22 protein-coding genes are annotated in these 21,075 nt (G+C 50.0%); 12 read left to right on the forward strand and 10 right to left on the reverse strand.

Annotation, left to right across the window (positions count from 1 at the left end):
- Window positions 1-12: 12 nt before the first annotated feature.
- Entirely contained in the window at window positions 13-624 is a 612-nt protein-coding gene (locus IE074_RS01350; protein WP_189383637.1) for a Maf family protein, read from the forward strand.
- Here the strand turns inward: IE074_RS01350 and maiA are convergent.
- The 3 genes from maiA to IE074_RS01365 are packed head-to-tail and all read right to left on the reverse strand — an operon-like array spanning window position 606 to window position 2,687.
- A complete protein-coding gene (maiA, locus tag IE074_RS01355) occupies window positions 606-1,253 on the reverse strand; it encodes a maleylacetoacetate isomerase (RefSeq protein WP_189383638.1) in 648 nt (215 codons plus the stop codon). The two genes, IE074_RS01350 and maiA, sit on opposite strands and share 19 nt — an antisense overlap.
- 16 nt (window positions 1,254-1,269) lie before the next feature.
- Window positions 1,270-2,211 (reverse strand): 4-hydroxy-3-methylbut-2-enyl diphosphate reductase, encoded by a 942-nt coding sequence (gene ispH, locus IE074_RS01360; protein WP_189383639.1) that lies wholly within the window; start codon window positions 2,209-2,211, stop codon window positions 1,270-1,272.
- Complete coding sequence (locus IE074_RS01365; protein WP_189383640.1) at window positions 2,211-2,687, reverse strand: FKBP-type peptidyl-prolyl cis-trans isomerase; 477 nt, start codon at window positions 2,685-2,687, stop codon at window positions 2,211-2,213. The genes ispH and IE074_RS01365 overlap by 1 nt, the downstream gene beginning before the upstream one ends.
- A gap of 45 nt (window positions 2,688-2,732) precedes the next feature.
- On the opposite strand from IE074_RS01365, the gene radC reads away from it, so the two are divergent.
- The 9 genes from radC (at window position 2,733) to IE074_RS01410 (ending at window position 10,008) form a co-directional block, all read left to right on the forward strand.
- Window positions 2,733-3,410, forward strand: coding sequence for a RadC family protein (gene radC, locus IE074_RS01370; protein ID WP_189383641.1), 678 nt, complete (start codon window positions 2,733-2,735; stop codon window positions 3,408-3,410).
- A 143-nt stretch (window positions 3,411-3,553) separates the two neighbouring features.
- Window positions 3,554-3,874: a hypothetical protein gene (locus IE074_RS01375; RefSeq protein WP_189383642.1), complete on the forward strand. Its 321-nt coding sequence runs from the start codon at window positions 3,554-3,556 to the stop codon at window positions 3,872-3,874.
- 179 nt (window positions 3,875-4,053) lie between these two features.
- Window positions 4,054-4,320 carry a type B 50S ribosomal protein L31 gene (locus IE074_RS01380; RefSeq protein ID WP_169294139.1) on the forward strand — a complete coding sequence of 89 codons (267 nt, stop codon included), beginning with the start codon at window positions 4,054-4,056 and terminating at the stop codon, window positions 4,318-4,320.
- Between the two features lie 133 nt (window positions 4,321-4,453).
- A complete protein-coding gene (locus IE074_RS01385) occupies window positions 4,454-6,196 on the forward strand; it encodes an ArnT family glycosyltransferase (RefSeq protein WP_189383643.1) in 1,743 nt (580 codons plus the stop codon).
- A gap of 5 nt (window positions 6,197-6,201) precedes the next feature.
- Window positions 6,202-7,608 carry an MATE family efflux transporter gene (locus IE074_RS01390; protein ID WP_189383644.1) on the forward strand — a complete coding sequence of 469 codons (1,407 nt, stop codon included), beginning with the start codon at window positions 6,202-6,204 and terminating at the stop codon, window positions 7,606-7,608.
- Window positions 7,586-8,776 carry a multidrug effflux MFS transporter gene (locus tag IE074_RS01395; RefSeq protein ID WP_229793841.1) on the forward strand — a complete coding sequence of 397 codons (1,191 nt, stop codon included), beginning with the start codon at window positions 7,586-7,588 and terminating at the stop codon, window positions 8,774-8,776. Before IE074_RS01390 ends, IE074_RS01395 begins: the two co-directional genes overlap by 23 nt.
- Before the next feature lie 351 nt (window positions 8,777-9,127).
- Complete coding sequence (rpmB, locus tag IE074_RS01400; RefSeq protein WP_169294136.1) at window positions 9,128-9,364, forward strand: 50S ribosomal protein L28; 237 nt, start codon at window positions 9,128-9,130, stop codon at window positions 9,362-9,364.
- 47 nt (window positions 9,365-9,411) lie between these two features.
- Window positions 9,412-9,579 (forward strand): 50S ribosomal protein L33, encoded by a 168-nt coding sequence (gene rpmG, locus IE074_RS01405; RefSeq protein WP_003810296.1) that lies wholly within the window; start codon window positions 9,412-9,414, stop codon window positions 9,577-9,579.
- A 213-nt stretch (window positions 9,580-9,792) separates the two neighbouring features.
- The gene (locus IE074_RS01410) at window positions 9,793-10,008 is read left to right on the forward strand and encodes a DUF2061 domain-containing protein (protein ID WP_189383645.1); all 216 of its coding nucleotides are present in this window, start codon (window positions 9,793-9,795) and stop codon (window positions 10,006-10,008) included.
- A 61-nt stretch (window positions 10,009-10,069) separates the two neighbouring features.
- Here IE074_RS01410 and IE074_RS01415 read toward each other — a convergent pair whose 3' ends face one another.
- On the reverse strand, window positions 10,070-10,951 hold the full coding sequence (locus tag IE074_RS01415) for a LysR substrate-binding domain-containing protein (RefSeq protein WP_189383646.1): 882 nt from the start codon (window positions 10,949-10,951) through the stop codon (window positions 10,070-10,072).
- 98 nt (window positions 10,952-11,049) lie between these two features.
- Here IE074_RS01415 and IE074_RS01420 point away from each other — a divergent pair, with 98 nt between their 5' ends.
- On the forward strand, window positions 11,050-12,111 hold the full coding sequence (locus IE074_RS01420; RefSeq protein ID WP_189383647.1) for a YeiH family protein: 1,062 nt from the start codon (window positions 11,050-11,052) through the stop codon (window positions 12,109-12,111).
- On the opposite strand, the gene IE074_RS01425 is transcribed toward IE074_RS01420, so the two are convergent.
- The 6 genes from IE074_RS01425 to IE074_RS01450 form a co-directional block, all read right to left on the reverse strand.
- The gene (locus tag IE074_RS01425) at window positions 12,108-13,898 is read right to left on the reverse strand and encodes an aminopeptidase P family protein (protein ID WP_189383648.1); all 1,791 of its coding nucleotides are present in this window, start codon (window positions 13,896-13,898) and stop codon (window positions 12,108-12,110) included. The two genes, IE074_RS01420 and IE074_RS01425, sit on opposite strands and share 4 nt — an antisense overlap.
- Before the next feature lie 184 nt (window positions 13,899-14,082).
- A complete protein-coding gene (locus tag IE074_RS01430; protein ID WP_189383649.1) occupies window positions 14,083-17,574 on the reverse strand; it encodes a hypothetical protein in 3,492 nt (1,163 codons plus the stop codon).
- Window positions 17,571-18,113: a zinc ribbon domain-containing protein gene (locus IE074_RS01435; protein WP_189383650.1), complete on the reverse strand. Its 543-nt coding sequence runs from the start codon at window positions 18,111-18,113 to the stop codon at window positions 17,571-17,573. The genes IE074_RS01430 and IE074_RS01435 overlap by 4 nt, the downstream gene beginning before the upstream one ends.
- 44 nt (window positions 18,114-18,157) lie before the next feature.
- Window positions 18,158-18,778 carry a hypothetical protein gene (locus IE074_RS01440; RefSeq protein ID WP_189383651.1) on the reverse strand — a complete coding sequence of 207 codons (621 nt, stop codon included), beginning with the start codon at window positions 18,776-18,778 and terminating at the stop codon, window positions 18,158-18,160.
- A 42-nt stretch (window positions 18,779-18,820) separates the two neighbouring features.
- Window positions 18,821-19,183 (reverse strand): zinc ribbon domain-containing protein, encoded by a 363-nt coding sequence (locus IE074_RS01445; RefSeq protein ID WP_169294128.1) that lies wholly within the window; start codon window positions 19,181-19,183, stop codon window positions 18,821-18,823.
- 15 nt (window positions 19,184-19,198) lie between these two features.
- Window positions 19,199-20,353, reverse strand: coding sequence for a zinc ribbon domain-containing protein (locus IE074_RS01450; protein ID WP_229793842.1), 1,155 nt, complete (start codon window positions 20,351-20,353; stop codon window positions 19,199-19,201).
- Between the two features lie 277 nt (window positions 20,354-20,630).
- On the opposite strand from IE074_RS01450, the gene IE074_RS01455 reads away from it, so the two are divergent.
- Window positions 20,631-21,008, forward strand: a complete 378-nt coding sequence (locus tag IE074_RS01455) for a DUF423 domain-containing protein (protein ID WP_189383653.1) — start codon at window positions 20,631-20,633, stop codon at window positions 21,006-21,008.
- The last annotated feature ends 67 nt before the right edge of the window (window positions 21,009-21,075 follow it).

Genomic DNA, 21,075 nt, shown 5'->3' on the forward strand with positions numbered 1-21,075 from the left:
TTCTTACCCGATATGCTTCCCGGAATTCCTCCTTCGATTTACCTGGCCTCTGCCAGCCCGCGCCGCCACGAACTGTTGAACCAGATTAACCTGCCCCATGAAGTCCTGCACGTCCCAACACCCCCGGGTGAAGACGAACCGCAACACCCGGGTGAGGCGGCCCATGTTTATGTACAGCGCACGGCGATGGACAAGGCCGTTCGTGCCAGCCACTTTATTGAAGGGCAGAAGCTTGCCCCCAAGCCCGTCTTAACCGCTGACACCTGCGTCATTCTTGATGGCCAGGTATTGGGAAAACCCGTTGATGATGCAGACACCGCCAGGATCCTCGGCCTGCTGTCAGGCAAAACCCATGAGGTGCATACCGCTATTGTAGTAGCCTGGCAGGGACAGTACTTTACCGATGTCTCTATAACCCAAGTAAGCATGAAGCTCCTTGAGGAACAGGAAATAAATGCCTACTGCGCCAGTGGTGAAGGAAACGGCAAAGCCGGGGCCTATGGGATACAGGGCCTGGCTTCCCTATTTATTGAACGTATCTCGGGCAGTTACAGTGGCGTGATGGGATTGCCACTGTTTGAAACCGGCCGCCTCCTGCGGCTTGCTTATTCGGCGTCAGCCTGATTGGCCGGTGCTGCTTTAATGAAAGCCTCTTCCTTATTGCAGGCTGCATCAATGCGCACAATACTGGGATAAGGCGTTAAGTCAAGATTAAACCGGCGGGCATTGGCCACTTGCGGCACCAGGCAGATATCAGCCAGGGTGGGGGTATCGCCATGGCAGAACTTACCTGTCTGACTGGATGAAGCCAGGATTTTTTCAAGCGAATCAAACCCCTCACGCACCCAATGCAAATACCATTCATTTTTGGCTTCATCACTGACCCCCAGATTGCGGGTCAAATACTTCAACACCCGCAAATTGTTTAAAGGATGAATGTCGCAGGCAATAAACTGCGCCAGTGAACGCACCCTGGCACGTGCCGCATAGGTATCGGGCAACAGCGGGAAAGTACCCGGATAGGCCTCTTCCAGATACTCGATAATTGCCAGTGACTGGCCAATACTGACATTGTCGTCAGTGAAAGTAGGCACCAGTGCGGTGGGATTCAACTCCCGGTAGGTATGGCTTAATTGCTGGCCGCCGTCTTTTAACAGATGAACCGGCACGGACTCATATTCCAGCCCTTTCAGGTTAAGCGCAATTCTGACGCGATAAGCAGCCGAACTGCGATAATAGCCATATAACTTCATCCTGAATATCTCCTGATTATTTTTTACGTGACAACTCTTTAGGCAAAGGAAACGACACGTTCTCCTCGGCACCCTGTATTTTCCGGACTGATACCGCACCCAGCTCCCGCAAACGGGCAATCACTTCCTGCACCAGCACTTCGGGTGCGGATGCTCCTGCCGTAATGCCGATATGCCGCGCGTTCTCCAGCCACTCGGGCTGGATAGCCTCGGCACCGTCTATCAGATAGGCCGGGCAAGACAAACGCTCGGCCACCTCGCGCAAACGATTTGAATTGGAACTGTTTACACTGCCCACCACAAAAAAAACATCGCATTCGGGCGCAATCATTTTAACGGCATCCTGACGATTTTGCGTCGCATAGCAAATATCCGCTTTCTTGGGCGCCACAATATTGGGAAACCGCTTGCGCAAGGCATTGGAAACCACGGCCGCATCATCAACAGACAGGGTAGTCTGGGTAACAAAAGCCAGGTTATCGGGATTTACCACCACCAGGTTTTCTACGTCCTCGGGAGTTTCCACCAAATACATCTGTCCCTTGGCCTGCCCCAAAGTGCCTTCGACTTCAGGATGGCCCTTATGCCCGATCATGATGATTTCCCGGCCCTCGGCATGCATTTTGCTGACTTCAACATGAACCTTGGTCACCAACGGACAGGTCGCATCAAAAACTTTCAAACCGCGGTCTTGCGCTTCCTGACGTACTGCCTTGGAGACGCCATGTGCCGAAAACACGACAATTGCGCCAGCAGGCGCTTCATCCAGTTCGTCAATGAAAATGGCACCCTGCTTGCGCAGGCTTTCCACCACAAAACGGTTATGCACGATTTCATGCCTGACATAGATGGGAGTCCCATGCAACTCAAGGGCACGGACCACAATATCAATGGCCCGATCAACGCCGGCACAAAACCCCCTGGGGTCAGCCAGAAGAATTTCCATTCCCGCTGTCATTACATGACTCCCAACAAGGACACATCCACTTTCAGGTCAAGGCCTGCCAGGGGATGGTTGAAATCGAACAACGCCCAGGTATCCCCCCACTCCTTGAAAATACCGGAGTAGCGCCCGCCATTGGGTGCCGTGAACTCAACCATGTCTCCACTTTCAAACGTGGCGTTCTCTCCGGCATGTTCAGCCAGCATGTTTTTGGTCACGCGCTGCAAAAGCTCGGGGTTTCTTTCTCCATAAGCCTGTGCGGCCGTAAGGGTAAAGCTGAATTCATCACCCTCTTGTTTGCCCAGCAAGGGCTCTTCCATGGCGGGCAACCACTGATTGGACCCCATCAGAAGCGTGGCAGGGTTACCGGTAAAGGTATCCATAAATACGGAACCCGCCCCCGGACCAGAAGCCAGGGTAATACGGTAATGCAGGGTTAAATAAGAATTGGCATGGACAATATGATTCACTTTCTCTGACTTCCCGATCAAAATCTGTCACCTTAATGGTGTCTGAAAATAACCATTTTAACTGTTATGTCAACTTATCGCTTTATTTCCGACCAGGAACGCCCAAGAGAGCGCCTGATCAGTCATGGCCCGGAAGTGTTAACCACCCCCGAACTGCTTGCCATTGTGCTGCGAACCGGCACCAGTGGCTGCGATGCGGTTAATTTTGGTGCCAGGCTGTTAAACGAATTTGGCGGACTGCGCAACCTGCTGGCCGCTGACATTGCCCTGTTGCAAAAGGTAAAAGGCCTTGGCAATGCCAAAACCTGCCAATTATTGGCCATTCACGAACTGGCCAAACGCTCCCTGGAAGAAGAACTGCAATCGCGCAACGCCCTGGATCACCCCCATAAGGTCAAGGCTTACTGCAGCAGCAAACTGGCCCACCTGAATGTGGAACATTGCATGGCCATTTACCTGGACACCCGTTACCGCCTTATTTGCAGCGAACAAATATCACAAGGCACACTTTCGCAAGCCTCTGTATATCCAAGGGAACTGGTCAAATCATCCCTGAAACACCATGCAGCGGCTGTCATTATTGCCCACAACCACCCTTCGGGCATTCCCGAGCCCAGCATGGCCGACATTTCCCTGACCAAACATATTCAAAAAGCGCTTCAACTGGTGGATATCAAACTGCTGGACCACCTGATCGTGGCAGCAGAAAAAGCCGTTTCCCTGGCAGAAAAGGGTCATCTTTGAGTCTATCCCGCCAAAAAACCGCTCATGACCCATTCATCACAATCATTTATGGACTAATTGTCATTCACATGACGGCTAAACTCATATATAGTGGCTATGGTTAATCATTTATTTTTAACTGACATGAATCGTGAGAGATCAATATGCGCTGTGATGTGACCTTTATTTTTAGCCCAAAAGAATCTCTGGAAATCAATACCAGTATTGAACACGGCCCCGAGAACATGGAAAAATCCCGTGAATGGATTGCCAACAAATGGGAAGAACTGGGTTGCGAACCCTTAAGACCCAGTGGCAAGGTACTTTTGCTGGATCGTATTCTGGCCATTACCGATACCCTGGGCCATGACTGGTTAAGTGACAACGAAGAACAGGCGGAAGAGCTGGCCCGCCATTTCGCCCTGGCGCTTGACTCGATGCGTGTCGTGGTAGACTTGCCCGGCCTGTCCATCCATTCTTCCTGACGCCAGACTGTTGCAAATTCACTACTTGATGACGCCCCATGACCGGGCAGCAACTTGCCTGCATTGGGCAAAAAAGCGGGCAATCAAGAAAACTGTGGTAAAATTTGCTCCTGATTTTTTGGATACGTTGCTTTCAGGAAAGACTGAGAGCTGGCGACCCGTTTAACCAAGGAAACCCCATGAAAGAAGGTATTCACCCAGACTACCGCGAAGTCGTTTTTGTCGACTTGCAAACCGGTTCTAAATTCATCACCCGTTCAACTGTTAACACTCGTGAAACCATTGAGCTTGATGGCAAAACATACCCATTGTTCAAATGTGACGTAACATCAGAATCTCACCCATTCTACACAGGCGCACAAACACGTATTGTTGAAACCGGCCGCGTTGAAAAATTCCGTGCCCGTTTTGCCCGCACAGCAGGTACATTGAAAAAATCTTCTTGATAATCACGGCAAATTTATTTGCCCAAGCAGATTTTCTTCAAAAAAAGCAGCCCTTCATAAAGGCTGCTTTTTTTATGGTTTAATAGGCCTCAATCCGATTGCTAAATCCAACACTACTAATATTCTGCATTCCGTGTCTTTACTCCAACAAACCACCCCTGCCCGCCTGACCGAACCGGCCACGCGCAAACTTCCACGCGTTGCCTTGCTCATCGTCGGGGTATTGTATATTTTTGCCGGGCTTTTTTTTCGTGACCCCTGGAAAACCGATGACTTGACCGGCCTGGCCACCATGCTGGATGCCTATCGCGAATCGGCGTGGTTATTACCCCAAATTGGCAATTTTGCTTTTGCCCAGGAAGGCCCGCTAACCACCTGGATAGGCGCCATTTCAATTGCCATCCTCAGCCCTTTGTTTGGTTTGTTCACAGACCCTTTAAGTGCGCAGATCGCTGCTGCCCGCATGCCAAACATCCTTTATTTCTTCCTGCTGTTGTGGGGAGTCTGGCATGGCACATACTTGCTGGCCCGTCGCCCCGAATGCCAGCCACTACCCCTGCCATTTGGCGGTGAACCACACCCGCGCGATTATGGCCGCATGCTTGCCGACGTTGCGTTCCTGTTCATTATCGCAACCATTGGCATCATTATTCCCATTCACGAAACATCCTCGTTTCCCCTGCTGCTGGCCTTGTTTTCGCTTGCCTTTTATGGTCTGGCCAGAATGCTGGATCATCCTGTACAGGGCAGTATTATTCTTGGACTTGCCCTGGGAGGCTCCCTGCTTACCCACGGTTTTATTGGTGCCACTCCCATTTTCTTCATGATTGCCTGCTCGCTGGTTTCCACGGTTTTGACAACCCGCGACAAAATGGCCTTCCTGATTACCTTCCTGCTGGGCGCGGGGTGCTTTTTGGCCTGGTTCATTCCCGCACAGGCCAGCAGCCCTTACTGGACCTCCAGCTGGCTCTACTGGAATTACTCATCGTTTGGCTTCAGCAGCCCCCGGTTTTTCTTCAAATCACTCAGAGACCTGCTCTGGTTTACCTGGCCAACCTGGCCATTTGCCCTGATCGCCCTTTGGAATTGGCGCAAATGGTTCAGGGCTCCCCATATTTTCATACCAGGCACCATGGCCTTGGGCAGTTTTCTCACTATCGCCCTGGTAGAAAACGCCTTCGAGCCCGAATATGCAATGCTGACCGTTCCCTTTGCGGTTTTGGCGGCCATGTCCATTCCCACCCTGCGCCGTGACATTATCAATACCCAGGACTGGTTCTCTATCATGATATTGTCCCTGTCCATGGTCGCGGTCTGGCTTGGATGGATTGCCCTGCATTTTGGCTGGCCTCAACAAATCAATCACAACATTACCCGCCTGTTAACCGGCTATGATCCACAAATCTCACCGCTGGCGGTTATTGCCGCCATCACGGTGTGCATACTATGGTATTCAATGGCATCCTGGAGACTTCGCGTTAATCCACAGGCCCTGTGGCGAGGCCTGATATTATCGGCAGCCGGCCTGACTTGCACCTGGCTCCTGCTGGCCCTGCTATGGCTACCCGCCATTAACTATAATCGTAGCTACAAACAGGTTTCCCAGGAACTTTCACAAGCCCTTGATACCCATGCGAAACCCGGAACATGCATACGCGAACAGGGCCTTGGCATGGGGCAACGCGCCGCCTTGCGGGTTTTTGACAACATTACCTTTACCTACGACACAACCTGCAAGCTGGTATTGCTGCAAACCTCGCGAAAACACCAGGAAGAACAAACCCTGCCCTATACTGACAACGCCCGCATCCTTTGGCAAGGCTCACGCAAATCAGAGCGCGATGAAATCTTCCTGCTTTTGCAACTGGGCAAATAGTTTTCATGTCAGTTGACAGCAAAACCGGCTTTTCTTTTTCTGGATGCCTTAGCCATATCCTGAAGCAAGCCTGGCCGATCCTGATCAGCCAGTGGGCAGGCATCGCCTTTGCCGTGATGGACAGCATGATGCTGGGACACTTCAGTCCCGACTCTTTGCAGGCCATGGCACTGGCCACTTCCATTTTCCTGACCGTCAATATTGGACTGATGGGTGTGGTGCATGCCCTGATCCCCATCTGCGCCCAATTGCTGGGTGCAAATAAAAAAGAAGAAATTGGCCGCTTCTGGGGCCAGGGCTTATGGCTGTCTTTCACGCTTTCCTTACTGGGTGGGCTGGTACTGCTGTTCCCTGAAATCTGGTTATCGATGTCCGGAGATGTTCCCGCCCATGTTCGCCATGAAGTGGCCATTTACCTGCGTATTATTTTTATTGCCTTGCCTGCATCACTGATGTTCCGGGCGGTTTACGCCTTATGCACCGCAGTCCAGAAACCCAAACTGGTCATGCAAATCAATCTTTTCAGCATTGCATTAAAAGCCCTGCTGAACTGGTTACTTATTTTTGGCCAGTTCGGTTTGCCAGCCCTGGGCAGCGCAGGCGCCAGCACGTCAACCGCCATCGTGTCGTGGCTAATGTTCTTCGCCGGCCTGTGGATTCTTTTCCATAACCCCTTTTACCGTCAATTCAATCTGACGCTGGGCCGTCCCCAGCACAAATACCTGGCCGAAATCCTGAAACTGGGCATTCCAATGGGGGGTTCTTATCTGGTGGAAGTGAGCGCCTTTACCTTTATGGCCCTGCTGGCGGCACGGGAAGGCACCTTTGTATCCGGCGGACACCAGGTCTTATCGAACATGACTGCCATTCTATACATGATGCCGCTCTCACTGGGCATCGCCACCTCTTCCCTTGCCGCCCGCGCAGTTGGCAGTCGAAACTTCCGGTTTGCACATCAGATCGCCACGAGCGGACTGTTTCTTAGCCTGATTGGCGCGGGCCTTAGTATTACCATTGTTTTACTGGGTAAACCGCTTATTATTCAGGCCTATACCTCAGACGCCCAGGTTGCCGTGGTAGCTGGTGCCTTGCTAACCATTGTGCCGCTGCTGCATTTTTCCGATACCATGCAATGCATGATCTCTTACATTCTTCGCGCCTATAAAATTGCCACCATCCCCTTCATTTTGCAAACCGTTTTATTACTGGGACTTGGCCTGGCTGGCGGCTGGTATTTTGGTTTTGGCAACGGTATCGGCTTGTTGTGGCCCCTGAATCATCTGCTCACGCCTGGCGCACCCGTTGGGGTTTCCAGTTTATGGATCATGTGTAGCCTAAGCCTGCTGATCTGCGCGATTTTTTTACATGTCTGGTATTGGAGAGTTATTTATGCAAAAAGAAAGTCTTGGTAATAAGATCCCGTTCTGGCTAATCCTGATGGCCCTGATTACGGCACTGGGGCCCATCACCATCGACATGTATCTGCCCACATTCCCGGCCATTGCCCAGGACCTGCAAGTCTCCCCACACCAGATTGAGCTCACGGTTTCATCCTATCTGCTGGGCCTGTCCATGGCGCAATTATTCATCGGCCCCATCACCGATCGCTATGGCCGAAAAAAACCGTTGCTTTTCGGGCTTGGCCTGTATTTGCTGGCCACCATAAGCTGCGCACTGTCCACTTCTTTTGAAATGCTCCTGGTCGCACGCACCCTCCAGGCTTTTGGCGCCGCTTCTTGCATTGTCATCCCCAGGGCCGTCATCAGGGATCACTACAATACCCAGGATGCGGCACATGCCCTGTCCCTGTTAATGCTGATCATGGGCCTGGCACCTGTACTGGCACCGGTAGCAGGCAGTTTCCTGGGCCCCATCGTCGGATGGCGCGGCCTGTTCGCCATCATGCTGCTTATAGCCGTTCTGTTAATTGCACTTTGCGTTGTCAAACTGCAAGAGTCCCTGAAACCCGAAAAAGTCGTCAAGCTTAGCGCAAAAACCATTGGTGGCAACTATTTTGGTTTGCTGTGTCATCGCAACTTCATGGCTTTTGCCCTTTCCGGTGGCTTGGGCATGGCTGGATTGTTTGCCTTTATTGCCTCCTCCCCCACCATTTTCATTACCCAGTTTGGCATTGCACCGGAAAATTTCGGTTTCCTGTTTGGTTTGAATGCCGCTGGCTTAATCCTCGGATCTCAAATTAGCGTTCACATGCTGCGTAAACACGCTTCAATCAAGGTTCTTAAAACAGCCCTGCTGCTGGGCCTTGTCAGCAGCGTGACCGGCCTGCTGCTCACCCTTGGCAATCTTATTAACCTGACTTTGTTTATGATTTGCATGTTTTGCCTTAGTGCCTGTCTGGGCGTCATCAACCCCAATTCAACGGCACTCGCACTGAAAGAACAGGGGACCAGACTGGGAGTAGCCTCTGCCCTGATGGGTTGCATGCAATTCATGTTTGGCACATTAACCAGCAGCCTGGTCAGCAATTGGCAAACCGGTACCGCTTTGCCTTTGTTTACCTGCCTGTTTGTGTGTATAGGTATTTCATTTATTTGCGGAAGATATATTGGCCGGGCCTGAAAATCATGGGGAAATTTGCCTATCCATCTACCCCAACCCGGCTCCGGCATAGCTAAACCCGGACTAAAAACCACATATTTCCCTTTATTTATCAGGGAAATACATAATAACTTGCTAAAAACATGATTTTCATATTAGAATTATTGGCTTAGCTTATTGGACTGCATATATGAATGCACTAATATAGGCTTTAATGGTAAAACCAAAAGGTAAAACCAAAAGGTAAAACCACGATGGCAAAACCAAGACCAGTTTATTTAATTATATTGGTCAGCAACATTTGCCAAAAATATTTTTCAGAAGGCTGGCCCGAGCCAAAAATCTGGCCTATAACTTAACGAGGTGTTAATCATGGCTAAAGTCTGCCAAGTAACCGGCAAGCGCCCCATTACCGGTAATAATGTTTCTCACGCTAACAACAAAACCAAACGTCGTTTCCTGCCTAACCTGCAGTCTCGCCGTTTCTGGGTTGAAAGCGAAAACCGTTGGGTTCGCCTGCGCGTATCCACAAACGCACTGCGCACCATTGACAAAAAAGGCATCGACGCTGTTTTGGCTGAAATGCGTGCCAACGGTCAATCTGTTTAAGCCTTGGGTGCTTAAATATTTTCTGAATTTATTCCCAGGAGCTTAAAATGGCAAAAGGTATTCGCGAGAAAATCAAACTTGAATCTACAGCTGGCACAGGTCACTTCTATACAACGACCAAAAACAAACGTAACATGCCAGAAAAAATGCTGATCAAAAAATTTGATCCCGTAGCTCGCAAGCACGTTGATTACAAAGAAACAAAACTGAAATAAGCTTTGTTCTCTTGCAAAAACAGCCCTTTTAAAGGGCTGTTTTTGTATCTGCAACCTTAACGGCACACTAATTAATCATTATTAAAAATAGTATTTAACAAAAAAAATTTAAATATGATTAATTTTATCTATATCGGCAATCTAGATTTCCCATTTCACTTATTCAATAATAATGATTATCATTTAATCCATGAGTTCAGCTTGGGGAATAAAATGATCATCATCGAAAAAATAAGCCAGACATTGCTGCACATGAGTGTCGCTTTCACCGTTACCTTTGTTTTTACAGGTTCTGTCTCTGTGGGTGGGCTGGCGGCCCTTGTGGAACCCGTTTGCAATGTGCTGTTGCTGCCTTTGCATGATCGGGCCTGGAAAAGAATACGCATGCGCCTGGCCAAAAGCAACACAAACACCGCATTGGCCAGCTAACAGCCTGTCATTCAAGTGCAACCTGGAAGCACAAGGGAATTGATCAGTTTAAAGCCTTGTGCTAGATAGCCACCATGGACAAAAAATTATCCATGAGTCGGCCACGGTAACGCTGCTTGTGATAAATAATGGACAATTTCCTGTCAAGGTTTAAAAAAGGCGTGTCAAGCCGCGCCAGGCGGCCGGATTCTATTGCATAAGTTACCGCGACTCTGGGCAAAAATGCAATACCCAACCCGGCAATAACAGCTTGTTTAATAGCCTCAACCTGCCCAAGCTCCATCACAATGTGCCCTTTCGGCAAACGACTCAGTTCCCGCTCACACAACAGACGGGTCGCGGAACCCTGCTCACGCAAAATCCAGCGTTGACTCTCAAAATCGCTTTCCTGCAAGTGTTTTTTCAAGGCCAGGGGATGATCCGGTCTGGCGCATATTTGCAACTGATCATTACGCCAGGCAATCGCCTCTATGTCTGTATTGATCACCTCACCCTCTATACAGGCGACATCAAGCGAGTGCTCCAGAATTCCCTTGACGATTTCATCGCTATTGGCAACCTGCAGATGTACCGTGACCGCTTCATGCTGATTGACAAAATTGCCCAGCAAATCACCCACCAGATAATTACCGACAGTATTACTGGCGCCCACCCGGAAATTTCCCCGCAGGGTATCTTGGGCATCACTGGCCCGCTGCTCCAGCTCACGCATACGCTCCAGGATTTCCTGGGCCAGGGGCAGTAAATCTTTACCCTTTTCATTCAGGAAAAGCCGCCCCTTGTCACGATCAAACAGGGAGGAACCAAGTTGTTTTTCAAGCTCAGCCAAGGCCATGCTGGCTGCCGGCTGGGTTAAGTGCAACACGCTGGCGGCAGCCTTGACACTCCCCTGCAGGGTAATGGCCACAAAAACTTCCAGCTGTTTGGGACTGAATGAAATCATATAATAAATCCTTATTCTATTTATAAATTATATTATCTTTATTTATATTTAACAAAAGTTTAATATACCCATAATTCATAAACATATAAGTATTGATTATGTTAGCCTATAACCCTGTTCGCACTGTTAACTCTCCCGCCACTTCAATCTCCCATCAGGGCCTGTTCAGGAAAAAAAACAGCCTGATTCCCGGACTCTTGCTTACTTTAGGCATTACCATGATTGCCTGGTTTGCCGGCAAACAGTTCCCGGTTATTGGTGGACCGGTTTTTGGCATTATCTTGGGGATTATTTACAGCAATGCCCTGGGCGTCAGAACCGTCATGCAACCCGGCATTGTATTTTCCAGCAAGAAAATCCTGCAATGGTCTGTGATTTTACTGGGATTTGGCCTGAGCTTTGGGCAAATTGTCAGCACGGGCGGTGAATCCCTGGCTGTTACCTTCGTAACGGTTTCGGTGGCTTTCATCAGTGCCTTGTTACTGGGAAAAATACTGGGCATCCATGGCAAGTTACGCACCCTTATCGGGGTTGGCACCGCCATTTGCGGTGGCTCGGCCATTGCTGCCGTCACCCCCATCATCAAGCCGGAAGACCATGAGACCGCATATGCCATCTCAACCATTTTTCTTTTCAATATCATCGCTGTTTTGCTTTTCCCGGCCCTGGGGCATATGTTGCAATTAAGCGATTACGGCTTTGGTTTGTGGGCAGGGGCCGCCATTAATGACACCTCTTCTGTGGTTGCAGCGGGCTACGCATACAGCCAGCAGGCTGGCGATTATGCCACGATCGTCAAGCTAACCAGAGCCACGCTGATTATTCCCATTTGCCTGTTCCTGGTTTTTCTTGAGGCCTGGCGCCAGAAAAAAAATGACATGCCCGACGTGGCACTGGCCAAAATATTCCCCTGGTTTATCCTTTGGTTTTTGGTGGCATCTGGCATACGCAGTACCGGACTGCTGCCAGAGGCACTACTGCCCTGGCTGTCTGGCGCCGCCAAATTCATGATCATTATGGCCCTGAGTGCGATTGGACTTTCCACCAACCTGCGCAAAATCGTCAGCACCGGCACACGCGCCATCCTGCTGGGACTGGGCGTATGGGTCGCGGTGGCGGTTAGCGCGTTGCTGGTTCAATATGGCATGAACCAGCTTTAAACAGGCCGGGTCCTTTCCTGCAACCATTGCAAGGCTGCACCTTTCACCAAAGGCTGCAGCCTGTTTCTTACCTGCTCATGATACTGGTTCAGCCAGTTTATCTCGGCCTCATCCAGCAAGTGGCGCGCAATGCAACGGGTATCAATCGGGCACAGGGTCAAGGTTTCAAACTTAAGAAAACGGCCAAATTCACTTTCCTGCGCAGCTACATTGCATACCAGATTTTCAATCCGGATACCCCACTGCCCGGGACGGTACAGACCGGGCTCATTCGAGGTAATCATGCCTTCCCGCATGCCAGTATTCGGGTTAAGGTAGCCACGATGGGAAATACCCTGCGGTCCTTCATGCACATTCAGGAAGTAACCCACACCATGCCCGGTACCATGGCCAAAATCCAGGCCTTGCTGCCACAAAGGCATGCGGGCAACCGGGTCTAACAGCGGCGCCGGAAACCCCACCGGAAAAACCGCCCGCGACAGGGCAATCATGCCCTTGAGTACCAGGGTGAAATCCGCCTTTTGGCTGTCAGAGACCTGTCCAACCGGTACCACCCGGGTAATATCCGTGGTGCCATTCAGGTATTGCCCGCCAGAATCAATCAACAACAGGCCATTGCCCTCAATGACCGCATGCGATTCGGGAGTGGCCCGATAATGAGGCATGGCACCATTGGCATTGAAACCGGCAATCGTGGCAAAACTGGGGCAGACAAAATGCGGCTGCCGCGCACGGGCGGCATTGATCTGCTCATCAATCGTCACTTCAGTCACGACCTCACCATTGGCCATGGCCTGTTCAAACCAGGCAAAAAACTCACACAGCGCGGCACCATCGGCCTCCATGGCCTTACGCACATTCTGGATATCTGCCGGCGTTTTACGTGACTTGAACAACTGAGACGGGTTCAGCGCCTCTACCAGCTCCAGGCTGGCTGCCGCCTGGCAGATGCCAATGGTGGTGCGCGCCGGATCAATCAAGAGTTTCACCTTGTCTTCAAGCCCGGCCAGCCCCTGGGTGATTTCATTGTAAGGCCTGATCAGAATCTGTTCAGCCACCAGCTTTTCAGTCAGGGTCGGATTGAGCTTGGCCTCATCCACAAACAGCTCGCACTGCTCGGGGCCGATTAGCAAATACGACAGAAACACCGGATTATATGAAACGTCAGCGCCACGTAAATTCAAGATCCAGGCAATATCATCCAGCGATGAAAGCAGATGCCACTGCGTCCCCAGGCTGGCCATCTGCTTGCGCACCAGCGCCAGTTTGTCTGCCCTGCTTTGCGATACAAAAGGCACTTCATGTTCATACACTGCCTCTACCGGCAAGGCGGGTCTGTCAGGCCAAATATTGTCCAGCAATTTTTCATTCCAGGAAAATCGCAGCGATACCCCCTCAAGGGCCGCCTGCAAATCATGGGCGGCACGCATGCTTAGGGTAAAGCCATCGGCCCCAACCGTCATGCCGGCCTGCAATTCGCTGCACAGCCAGTCATTCAAATCCGGTACGCCATCCTGCCCCTGTCGCATCAGGACAATCTCACTGCCTTCAAGCTGGGCCAGGGCCTGCTCCCAGTAGCGACTGTCGGTCCATAAACCGGCAAATTGAGCGCTTACCAGCAGGGTTCCCGCCGAGCCGTCAAAACCACTCAGCCAGGTGCGGGCCTGCCAGTGTTCAGGCAGATATTCGGATAAATGCGGATCGGCGGATGGAATAATATAAGCATCAATACCGCGTTTTGTCATCTGTTCGCGCAATAGCGCAATTCTTTGTTTGAATAGATTCATTTTTTCAACCAACAAATCAGCAAGCCGCCCACCCGTTAAGGGTGAGCCGGCACAATAAATAAAATACGTTTTTCGTCCATCCTGCTCATGATAAACAAACAGGGCTGCTTACAGGCCAGATACACCCACAAAGCAGCACAAAAACGCCATGAACCCGCCTGTTTAGGTACATAAACGGACCATTCTATCCAATCTGGCGTACCACATTTCCCAGCGCATCCGCAAAGGTCGCTGGCGTAAAGCCCAAGGCTTCGAGACTACTTTCCAGATCGGTCAATGAAACCTGACTGTCAATATCCAACTGACGGCGACACATTTCCACCGAGACACGCAACCTTTCAGGAATTTTGCTGGCCTGTGCACCGCCTCTTCTAGCCACATCCCTTGGGTTGATGCCGTTATCAAACTGTTTGGTCAGCTGGCGATAGCCCTCCATTTTCTGGCCCACAGCATCTGCCAACATCCGCTGCCGGTTGGATGGGTCAGCAATATTCACGGCTTTTTCCAGCAGTGCATGGCCCCGCTCAAACCACTCCTTACCTTTATTGGCAACCGTTGTCGCGACTTTATCAGGATTGTCCAGCGCCATGCCATGATAGGTTTTATCCAGCATTTTCTTCAGGTCAGTGCCATAGCTTTCGGCATGACCCAGCACGTCTTCAATAACGGTTTGATCGGTTTTTTGGCCATAACGACCCGAAAAACCCGCATCCTTATTCTTGAACCCTTTTGAAGCCTCAAAGAAACTGTCGTTATAGATCTGTTCGGTCATGCCCTGATCAAAAAAGACATGTTCGCCTTTGGAGTTAACATAATAGGCGGTCCAATCACGATCGATTGTGGTTTTCCTGCCGCGCTGCATAAGCGACTGTGAAGAGGAACTGGCATTCAGAATTTGAATTTTAGCTGTCGGAATCCCCGTTATGGAAGCGAGCTTTTCTTTGGCAAGGGTGTCGGCACGGTTGTAAAACACACCCAATGTTTCATTAAATGATTTACGCACGGAATCCAGACTTTCATCTTTATAATTCTGCAACGCATACATGGCCAACTTGTTTTGCTGAACGCTGATGGTCATGTCATTAAGCAGTTTTCGATTGGCTTCGCTGGGGTTCAGCTCGAATTGCCAGGCCGCAGCCTGTAAATTCTCCACTTGCTGTTTGGCAAACAGCTTGCCTTCACGTAGCGCCTCATCCAGCTCGATTTGGCCGGCTGTCTTGCTTAATCTTCTGCGTCCGGTTTCCAACAGCAGGCTTGCCTGGCTGGCCGCCTGCTTGCCGGCCTTGACAGAGTCCTCAATCGCGGTACGGGTATTCTTGCCACTGATTGCGGTTGTGAAGCGTGCCATACTATCAGCGACATTTTCTTTCGCTTCACGCATGGCTCGCTTCGCTTCAGGACTGCCGGCCACTTTTTTAAGTTTGTCCAAACCGGCATTCATTGCCTTGTCGGAAAGATACTCAAGAGTGACAACTTTAACGCCCACATAAAAGGCTCCCCAGGCGCTATCACCACCGCTATCCACATACGCTTTCATATCGCGCGCCACTTCCAGGGAAGTAAAGACCACATCAGAGCAACCCAATGTAGTCACACCCAGTGCCATGCGCCCCATAAAGCCCAATGATTCTTCAAGGGATTCTGCCGTTTGCAAATAGCTTTCTATATAAAGCTTCACTTCATCGGCAAAGGTCACGGTCTGGGCCTGTGCATTGGCCCCAGCAACAGTTCCTTGCAAAAAACCACCCCAGGTCTGCTTGACGATTTCCACTTGCCGGGCGTCATAGCCATAAGCTTCGTCATAACCGTCCAGCATGACATCGATGAACTTAACCAATGGAAACAGCTTATTCAGGTAGTTCATCTCCCAAATCAGGGTACGAATATGTAGCAGACGTTCGGTGATGTACGCATCCGCTTTCAGCATCGCCATACCGTCTGCCATATCCCTGGACTGGCGCAAAGGCTGGGAACACAGCAGCACTTCTTTTTCAACAATGTACTTTTCATCACCATATGTAGTGGCAAGACGCACCTTGACCCTGAACCGGCTGGGTGCATCCAACGCACCTTTGCAACAGCGAAAAATCAAGGCACGACCTCCTCCTGTCACCTCGTCCATCATTTGACATTGAATGGCGAGCTTTTCCAGCATCGGCTGATCAGCCTCGTGCACGGCCTGAAGCTGGAAGTCCAGACTGTCAGGTGCAATCTGCAAAAGGCTATGGGCTTGCGGATCCCAATCAAACAGCGTGATCATCGCCTTGGACTCGGCAGGCACATACTGCTTGTCTGCCACCGTAAACAGGAATTTATTGCTGCGATGTTTATGCGAGTCATAAGGCTCTACATAACAGGCAATCGAACTGACATCAAGCCTCAACCCCATATGAAAACGGTATATCGGCAAAGTCCCGGTCAGGCTTTGCCCACCACTGACCGCCTTGACTTCCAGGGTATAAGAATCATAATCACCGGCATTGCCACCCGTCTTCTTTTTCTCGGTAATCACGGCATAGTATAGACCCGGCTCGTCTGCAGCCTCTACCGTCACACCATACCCGTCATCACGAATAATACAGGCGGTCACCACCGCGTCTTTACCCATCCCCAACACGGCAAAAGGCAGGCGTTCCGTTTTATCATGGCAGGCCGGCAAAGTAAGGTTGTCCTGGGCGAATACAATTTTTTCTTCCTCAATCTGAAAAACCACATGGTTGGTAAAACTGCCGCCCTCGCTCATGAAACAGAAAGAAACCCGTGCCTGGTCGGGAATTGATTCACCACTGGCAGGTGCTTCCACCTGTGCTGTCTTATAGTCGCCCGCCATGCTTTGCCCACTGATTTGCAAATAATAAGGTGAGCTGATATTGATTTTTGCCGTCAAGTCATGACGGGTATTTTCCTGGCCCTCGGGGGTGATTTCAACAATACGGGCATAAATCGGCACTTTTTTACCCACAGCCAGTGTATTCCCAAAATCCTTGCGAATTCGCATTTCATAGCGATTGGGGTTGTCCTCGAGCGCTTCCTTTTCTTCCTTTTGTGGTTTCGTTTTACGCCTGTTTCTGCCCCAGGCAGCGGCGGCACCACCCCCGATAAGGATGCCCGCAATGGCGGCAGGAATCAGGATACCGGTTTCGCCAGCACTTTCATCGGCATCGGTGGTCACCTCGGCATGGACAGCATCAGTCACTTCAAGCCAGAAACTGAACGTATTCATGTCGCTACCTCCCCAATAGGTGTTCTCCAACACCTTCCGCATTTCGCTATAAGCCGACTTGTCGTTAAAAGTTTTCACACTGCCATCATTTTCTTTGTACGATATGTCCAGATCCAGCTCATAAAAAATTGCCGGCTTACCATGATAATCACGCCCAAGTTCCAGTTTGAGCCACCCGCTGACTGCATGCCAAGGCTTAATGTCCGTCACAAAGCGATCAAACGTAATTTTGACCGGTTCACCCACCTTCAGGGTCACATCATTTAATTTTTTATGGGTGCCGTCATGATCACGCTTCGCCAGGGCGGAGGTAATATTCACAAAACGAAGTTTCACCGATTCAAGATCACGACTATTCTCCAGTATTTGTGCCTGAGCAGGACAGAAAATCGCAACGGTAAACAGTAGAGCCAACAATATTCTTAAAAATGAATGTGTTTTCATGCCCGTCATTTCACTATCCTTTTAGCCAGCTCACGAATCACATGGGTGAGTAAAGACTTTTGCCCCTCTGTCATGGCAATACGCATTTCACCTGCGTTGTCGGACGCGCTAACCGTCTGGTCAAGTAGCGCTGACAAAGCCTTTTTCACCGGATGGACCGCTTCTTTTTTAACTGCCGTGGCTGCTGTTTCTTTAGCTTTTTCTTTGGCTTTGGCTTTGGCTTTTTCCGTGGTTCTCTGTTTGGTTTTTTCTACCCCCTCTTCCGTGATGTGCTCTTTTTGTGCTGCTTCAACATTAGGTGGCAGATCACTCACCTGAACAGAAATAACAGGCTCACTGACAGGGATGTCAACCGTTAATGCCCGCCCAACCCCGGCACCGCATTTCGGGCAGAATTTCATCCCCGTCTTCAACGACGCACCACAGCGGTCACACTGTATTTTTAGTGGTGCAGCCTGTTCAATTCCCGGCAGGGCATGGCCACATTTCATGCAAAATTTCGCACCTTCGTGCAACGCGGCTCCACATTTCATACAGAATTTTGCCATTACCCCATTCCATTCCCGTTAAAAAACACCTTGTCAGACCCTGCTCAGGGACGCGTCATGGCCACCAAGCCGTCAGTACCATCAGGCAACGTCAGGGTACCCACCGCATATTGCGCCCCTTTGTAAGAATAGAACTGCTTGATACTAAGATTCATCGGGCCATACCCGTATAAAGTCCCATTTTTCCAGTTCATGTTCAGCACCGTGTCTTCCATACTGGTTTCATCAATGTCCTGATCGCCTGCAAACATATGAGACCAATCAAGGATCACGGCACCATTACCCTCTGCCCCAGACAAGGTGAGTGTTAGGAAATCGTACAGCCGGCCCGTGTCTTTACCCTCGGGGTCATAAATAAACAGGCATTTCCAGTTTGCGGCAAGGTTGTTGAAATCGGTTTCTTTAATAGCCCCTTTGGGTACACCGTTCTTTTCAACATCATTTAAATACCACCGAAAATCCTCAATTGAGGGCCGTTCAGTGGTGGAAAGACTGATTCCGTTAACCGGACGGTTTTGCGTTGCCTGTGCCTGTGCAGGCTGGGCAAACAAAATGACACCCGTCACCATAATGACTGTACCGGCCATGATTGCTTTTGCAACTGTACCGGCTTTTTTCTGACCGACATTATTGGGCCGGTTTTCTTCACTTTTTTGACTATACATGAGTTTTCCTTTTTGCTTGATTGCTTGATTTAGCAGGCCTGATCAGTTCAGCTTTGCACCACATTCATCACAAAAGTTGGCGCCAGGCGCAAGACGATGACCGCATTGGGAACAAAAGCAATTGTCTGTTGAGGCTGAATAAACATCGGGCAGAACAGTGTCTTTTTCAGCATTCGCAATAAACAACCAGTCTATATCTTCCGCATCTTCGCAAAGACCGATTGAGCCGCCTGAGGACACCAGATAAAAGTTATCCTCATCGATCGGGTCTTCTTCATCGCTGGTTTGGGCAAGTGGCAGCAGACTTTCTTTCTCATAGGTCTCACTCGTATTGGCAAAATGCCAGCCATCAGACAGGGTAACGGCATATTCGGCGGCTTCCCGCAGGGAATTGAAGGGTTTCATGGAAATGTTCCTTATTTATTTGAATAGTAAATTGTCACACCGTTTGCAACGATCATTCTTGATGGGATTCATCATTGAGCAAACATTGCAATAAATAATGCGATCTTTCGATTTGTCATATTTCTCATAGGTACCAAAGGCCGGATGGTAACGCACACGATCACCCACGGCCAGATAGTCATACATATAATTTCTGCTGCCCTTTTCAACAATTTCTTTTTTCTTTCCGTCCTGGGTCCTGATGACAGTCATATACTCGATATAGGTAGTGTCACTGCTGTCCTCACTGCTTCGGCGTTCACTGCGTTCTTTACGGGTTTTATCCTCTACAACCCCTTCCCACATTGGCCTGCTGGCGCGGCGAAGCGCGAACAAATTCACGATAAACATGACCAGCGCAATACCCACACCAATGACGACCGCCTCTGTAAAAGGCAGATCCTCAACCAGAAGGCCTGCAACCGGAAAGCCGATGAGCGGCACCAGTGTGAGTACCCACAGACAGCCAATGCCGGTTTTACGGTTTTTCCGGGCCGCCTCCAATATTTCAGGGTGATTGCAATAACCGGAAAAACCCGCCCTGACGGGAAAACCCGGGAAGTCCGGCTCGGGTGCTGATTGTGCCTGACTGTTACGATCAGCACCGGCACTCACAATCCGGGTGCCACAATGTGTGCAGAACACAGCATCTTTAACCAGGGCTTCTCCACAGTTTGTACAAAACATGTGAGCATTACTCCTTACGTTCACAGGGTGATGACTTGCTTGCTTTACCCACCGCCTGTTTGTTTTTTTCTGCCGTTTTACCGTGCCACTCACCAGCAGTAGCAAAAACAGGTAAGCCAGCGGAGCAAGGAGATGGTACATGATGGCCAGCGCCCCCATCTCATCAAAATCGCTTAGCGCATTGGGTTTATTGATATAGGGAAAAAAAGACAAATAACGGATTAACTCAGTGCGGGTTTCCCCCTTTGCCAGTCTTGGCCACGCTTCATCGCTGACATAAATGACATAACCTGGGTACTGCTTTGCATTCGCGGTAAAATAATAGCCTTTGGAAATGGTGCGGGAACGGTTTTGCCCTGCGCTCCGGTTATCAAGGCGACTTTCGTAGCTGTCTACCGTACCCATCGTAATCTGCCCCCAAAGTCCCAATGCAAGTGTACTCAAGCTGATATACATGGCAAATAACAAACAGGCGTATATCAAAAGGCGGATTGGCCAGGGGATGTTATTGTTTTTTATCTTTGTCACGCAGCAAGCTCCTCTGAAGTGGTACACCTGGAAAAAACATAGCCCCCATCATTGGCTAAAAAAACTTAATATATTTACAACAAGATACACTAAGCTATCATGAACGTCAGCAGAAAATTCAATCCATGGCATTTTTTAACAGATACCCTTATCGTATTTTCTGCTTTTTATTGTCATTTTTAAGGAAGTAGTCATGAATACCCGTTTCTATCTTGTTTTCGCCGCGCTCAGTTGCCTGGTTTCGGTTGCCTTTGGCGCTTTTGGTGCCCATGCCCTGAAAGCGATGGTAACTCCCGAAAGACTGACAGTATGGCATACGGGTGTGCTGTATCAAATGACGCATAGCCTGGGATTGTTTATGCTGGTGGCCGCCAGCGCCTGGCTTGCGCCGGTCTTGCAAAAATGGGCGGCCCGTTTTCTGGTGGCAGGCATTATCATTTTTAGTGGCAGCCTTTATTTACTGGTCTTGACAGACACGCCCGCGCTCGGTGCCATCACACCTATTGGCGGGGTCAGCTTTTTGCTGGGCTGGTTGCTGCTGGCGCTGGCTGCCCTGAAAAAACAGGCATGAAAAGCATAAAAAACCCCGTACACTGCCAATGGCAAGAGACGGGGTTATTGCAGCGGTTGCCCACCTT

Source organism: Advenella faeciporci, from assembly GCF_014652395.1.
Lineage (GTDB): Bacteria > Pseudomonadota > Gammaproteobacteria > Burkholderiales > Burkholderiaceae_B > Advenella > Advenella faeciporci.

Bases quoted from the DNA above. Each gene is read 5' to 3' on its own strand.
- IE074_RS01350 (WP_189383637.1), top strand. From the start codon at position 13: ATGCTTCCCGGAATTCCTCCTTCGATTTACCTGGCCTCTGCCAGCCCG.
- maiA (WP_189383638.1), bottom strand. From the start codon at position 1,253: ATGAAGTTATATGGCTATTATCGCAGTTCGGCTGCTTATCGCGTCAGA.
- ispH (WP_189383639.1), bottom strand. From the start codon at position 2,211: ATGACAGCGGGAATGGAAATTCTTCTGGCTGACCCCAGGGGGTTTTGT.
- radC (WP_189383641.1), top strand. From the start codon at position 2,733: ATGTCAACTTATCGCTTTATTTCCGACCAGGAACGCCCAAGAGAGCGC.
- IE074_RS01375 (WP_189383642.1), top strand. From the start codon at position 3,554: ATGCGCTGTGATGTGACCTTTATTTTTAGCCCAAAAGAATCTCTGGAA.
- IE074_RS01380 (WP_169294139.1), top strand. From the start codon at position 4,054: ATGAAAGAAGGTATTCACCCAGACTACCGCGAAGTCGTTTTTGTCGAC.
- IE074_RS01390 (WP_189383644.1), top strand. From the start codon at position 6,202: ATGTCAGTTGACAGCAAAACCGGCTTTTCTTTTTCTGGATGCCTTAGC.
- IE074_RS01395 (WP_229793841.1), top strand. From the start codon at position 7,586: ATGCAAAAAGAAAGTCTTGGTAATAAGATCCCGTTCTGGCTAATCCTG.
- rpmB (WP_169294136.1), top strand. From the start codon at position 9,128: ATGGCTAAAGTCTGCCAAGTAACCGGCAAGCGCCCCATTACCGGTAAT.
- rpmG (WP_003810296.1), top strand. From the start codon at position 9,412: ATGGCAAAAGGTATTCGCGAGAAAATCAAACTTGAATCTACAGCTGGC.
- IE074_RS01410 (WP_189383645.1), top strand. From the start codon at position 9,793: ATGATCATCATCGAAAAAATAAGCCAGACATTGCTGCACATGAGTGTC.
- IE074_RS01415 (WP_189383646.1), bottom strand. From the start codon at position 10,951: ATGATTTCATTCAGTCCCAAACAGCTGGAAGTTTTTGTGGCCATTACC.
- IE074_RS01420 (WP_189383647.1), top strand. From the start codon at position 11,050: ATGTTAGCCTATAACCCTGTTCGCACTGTTAACTCTCCCGCCACTTCA.
- IE074_RS01425 (WP_189383648.1), bottom strand. From the start codon at position 13,898: ATGAATCTATTCAAACAAAGAATTGCGCTATTGCGCGAACAGATGACA.
- IE074_RS01430 (WP_189383649.1), bottom strand. From the start codon at position 17,574: ATGACGGGCATGAAAACACATTCATTTTTAAGAATATTGTTGGCTCTA.
- IE074_RS01435 (WP_189383650.1), bottom strand. From the start codon at position 18,113: ATGGCAAAATTCTGTATGAAATGTGGAGCCGCGTTGCACGAAGGTGCG.
- IE074_RS01440 (WP_189383651.1), bottom strand. From the start codon at position 18,778: ATGTATAGTCAAAAAAGTGAAGAAAACCGGCCCAATAATGTCGGTCAG.
- IE074_RS01445 (WP_169294128.1), bottom strand. From the start codon at position 19,183: ATGAAACCCTTCAATTCCCTGCGGGAAGCCGCCGAATATGCCGTTACC.
- IE074_RS01455 (WP_189383653.1), top strand. From the start codon at position 20,631: ATGAATACCCGTTTCTATCTTGTTTTCGCCGCGCTCAGTTGCCTGGTT.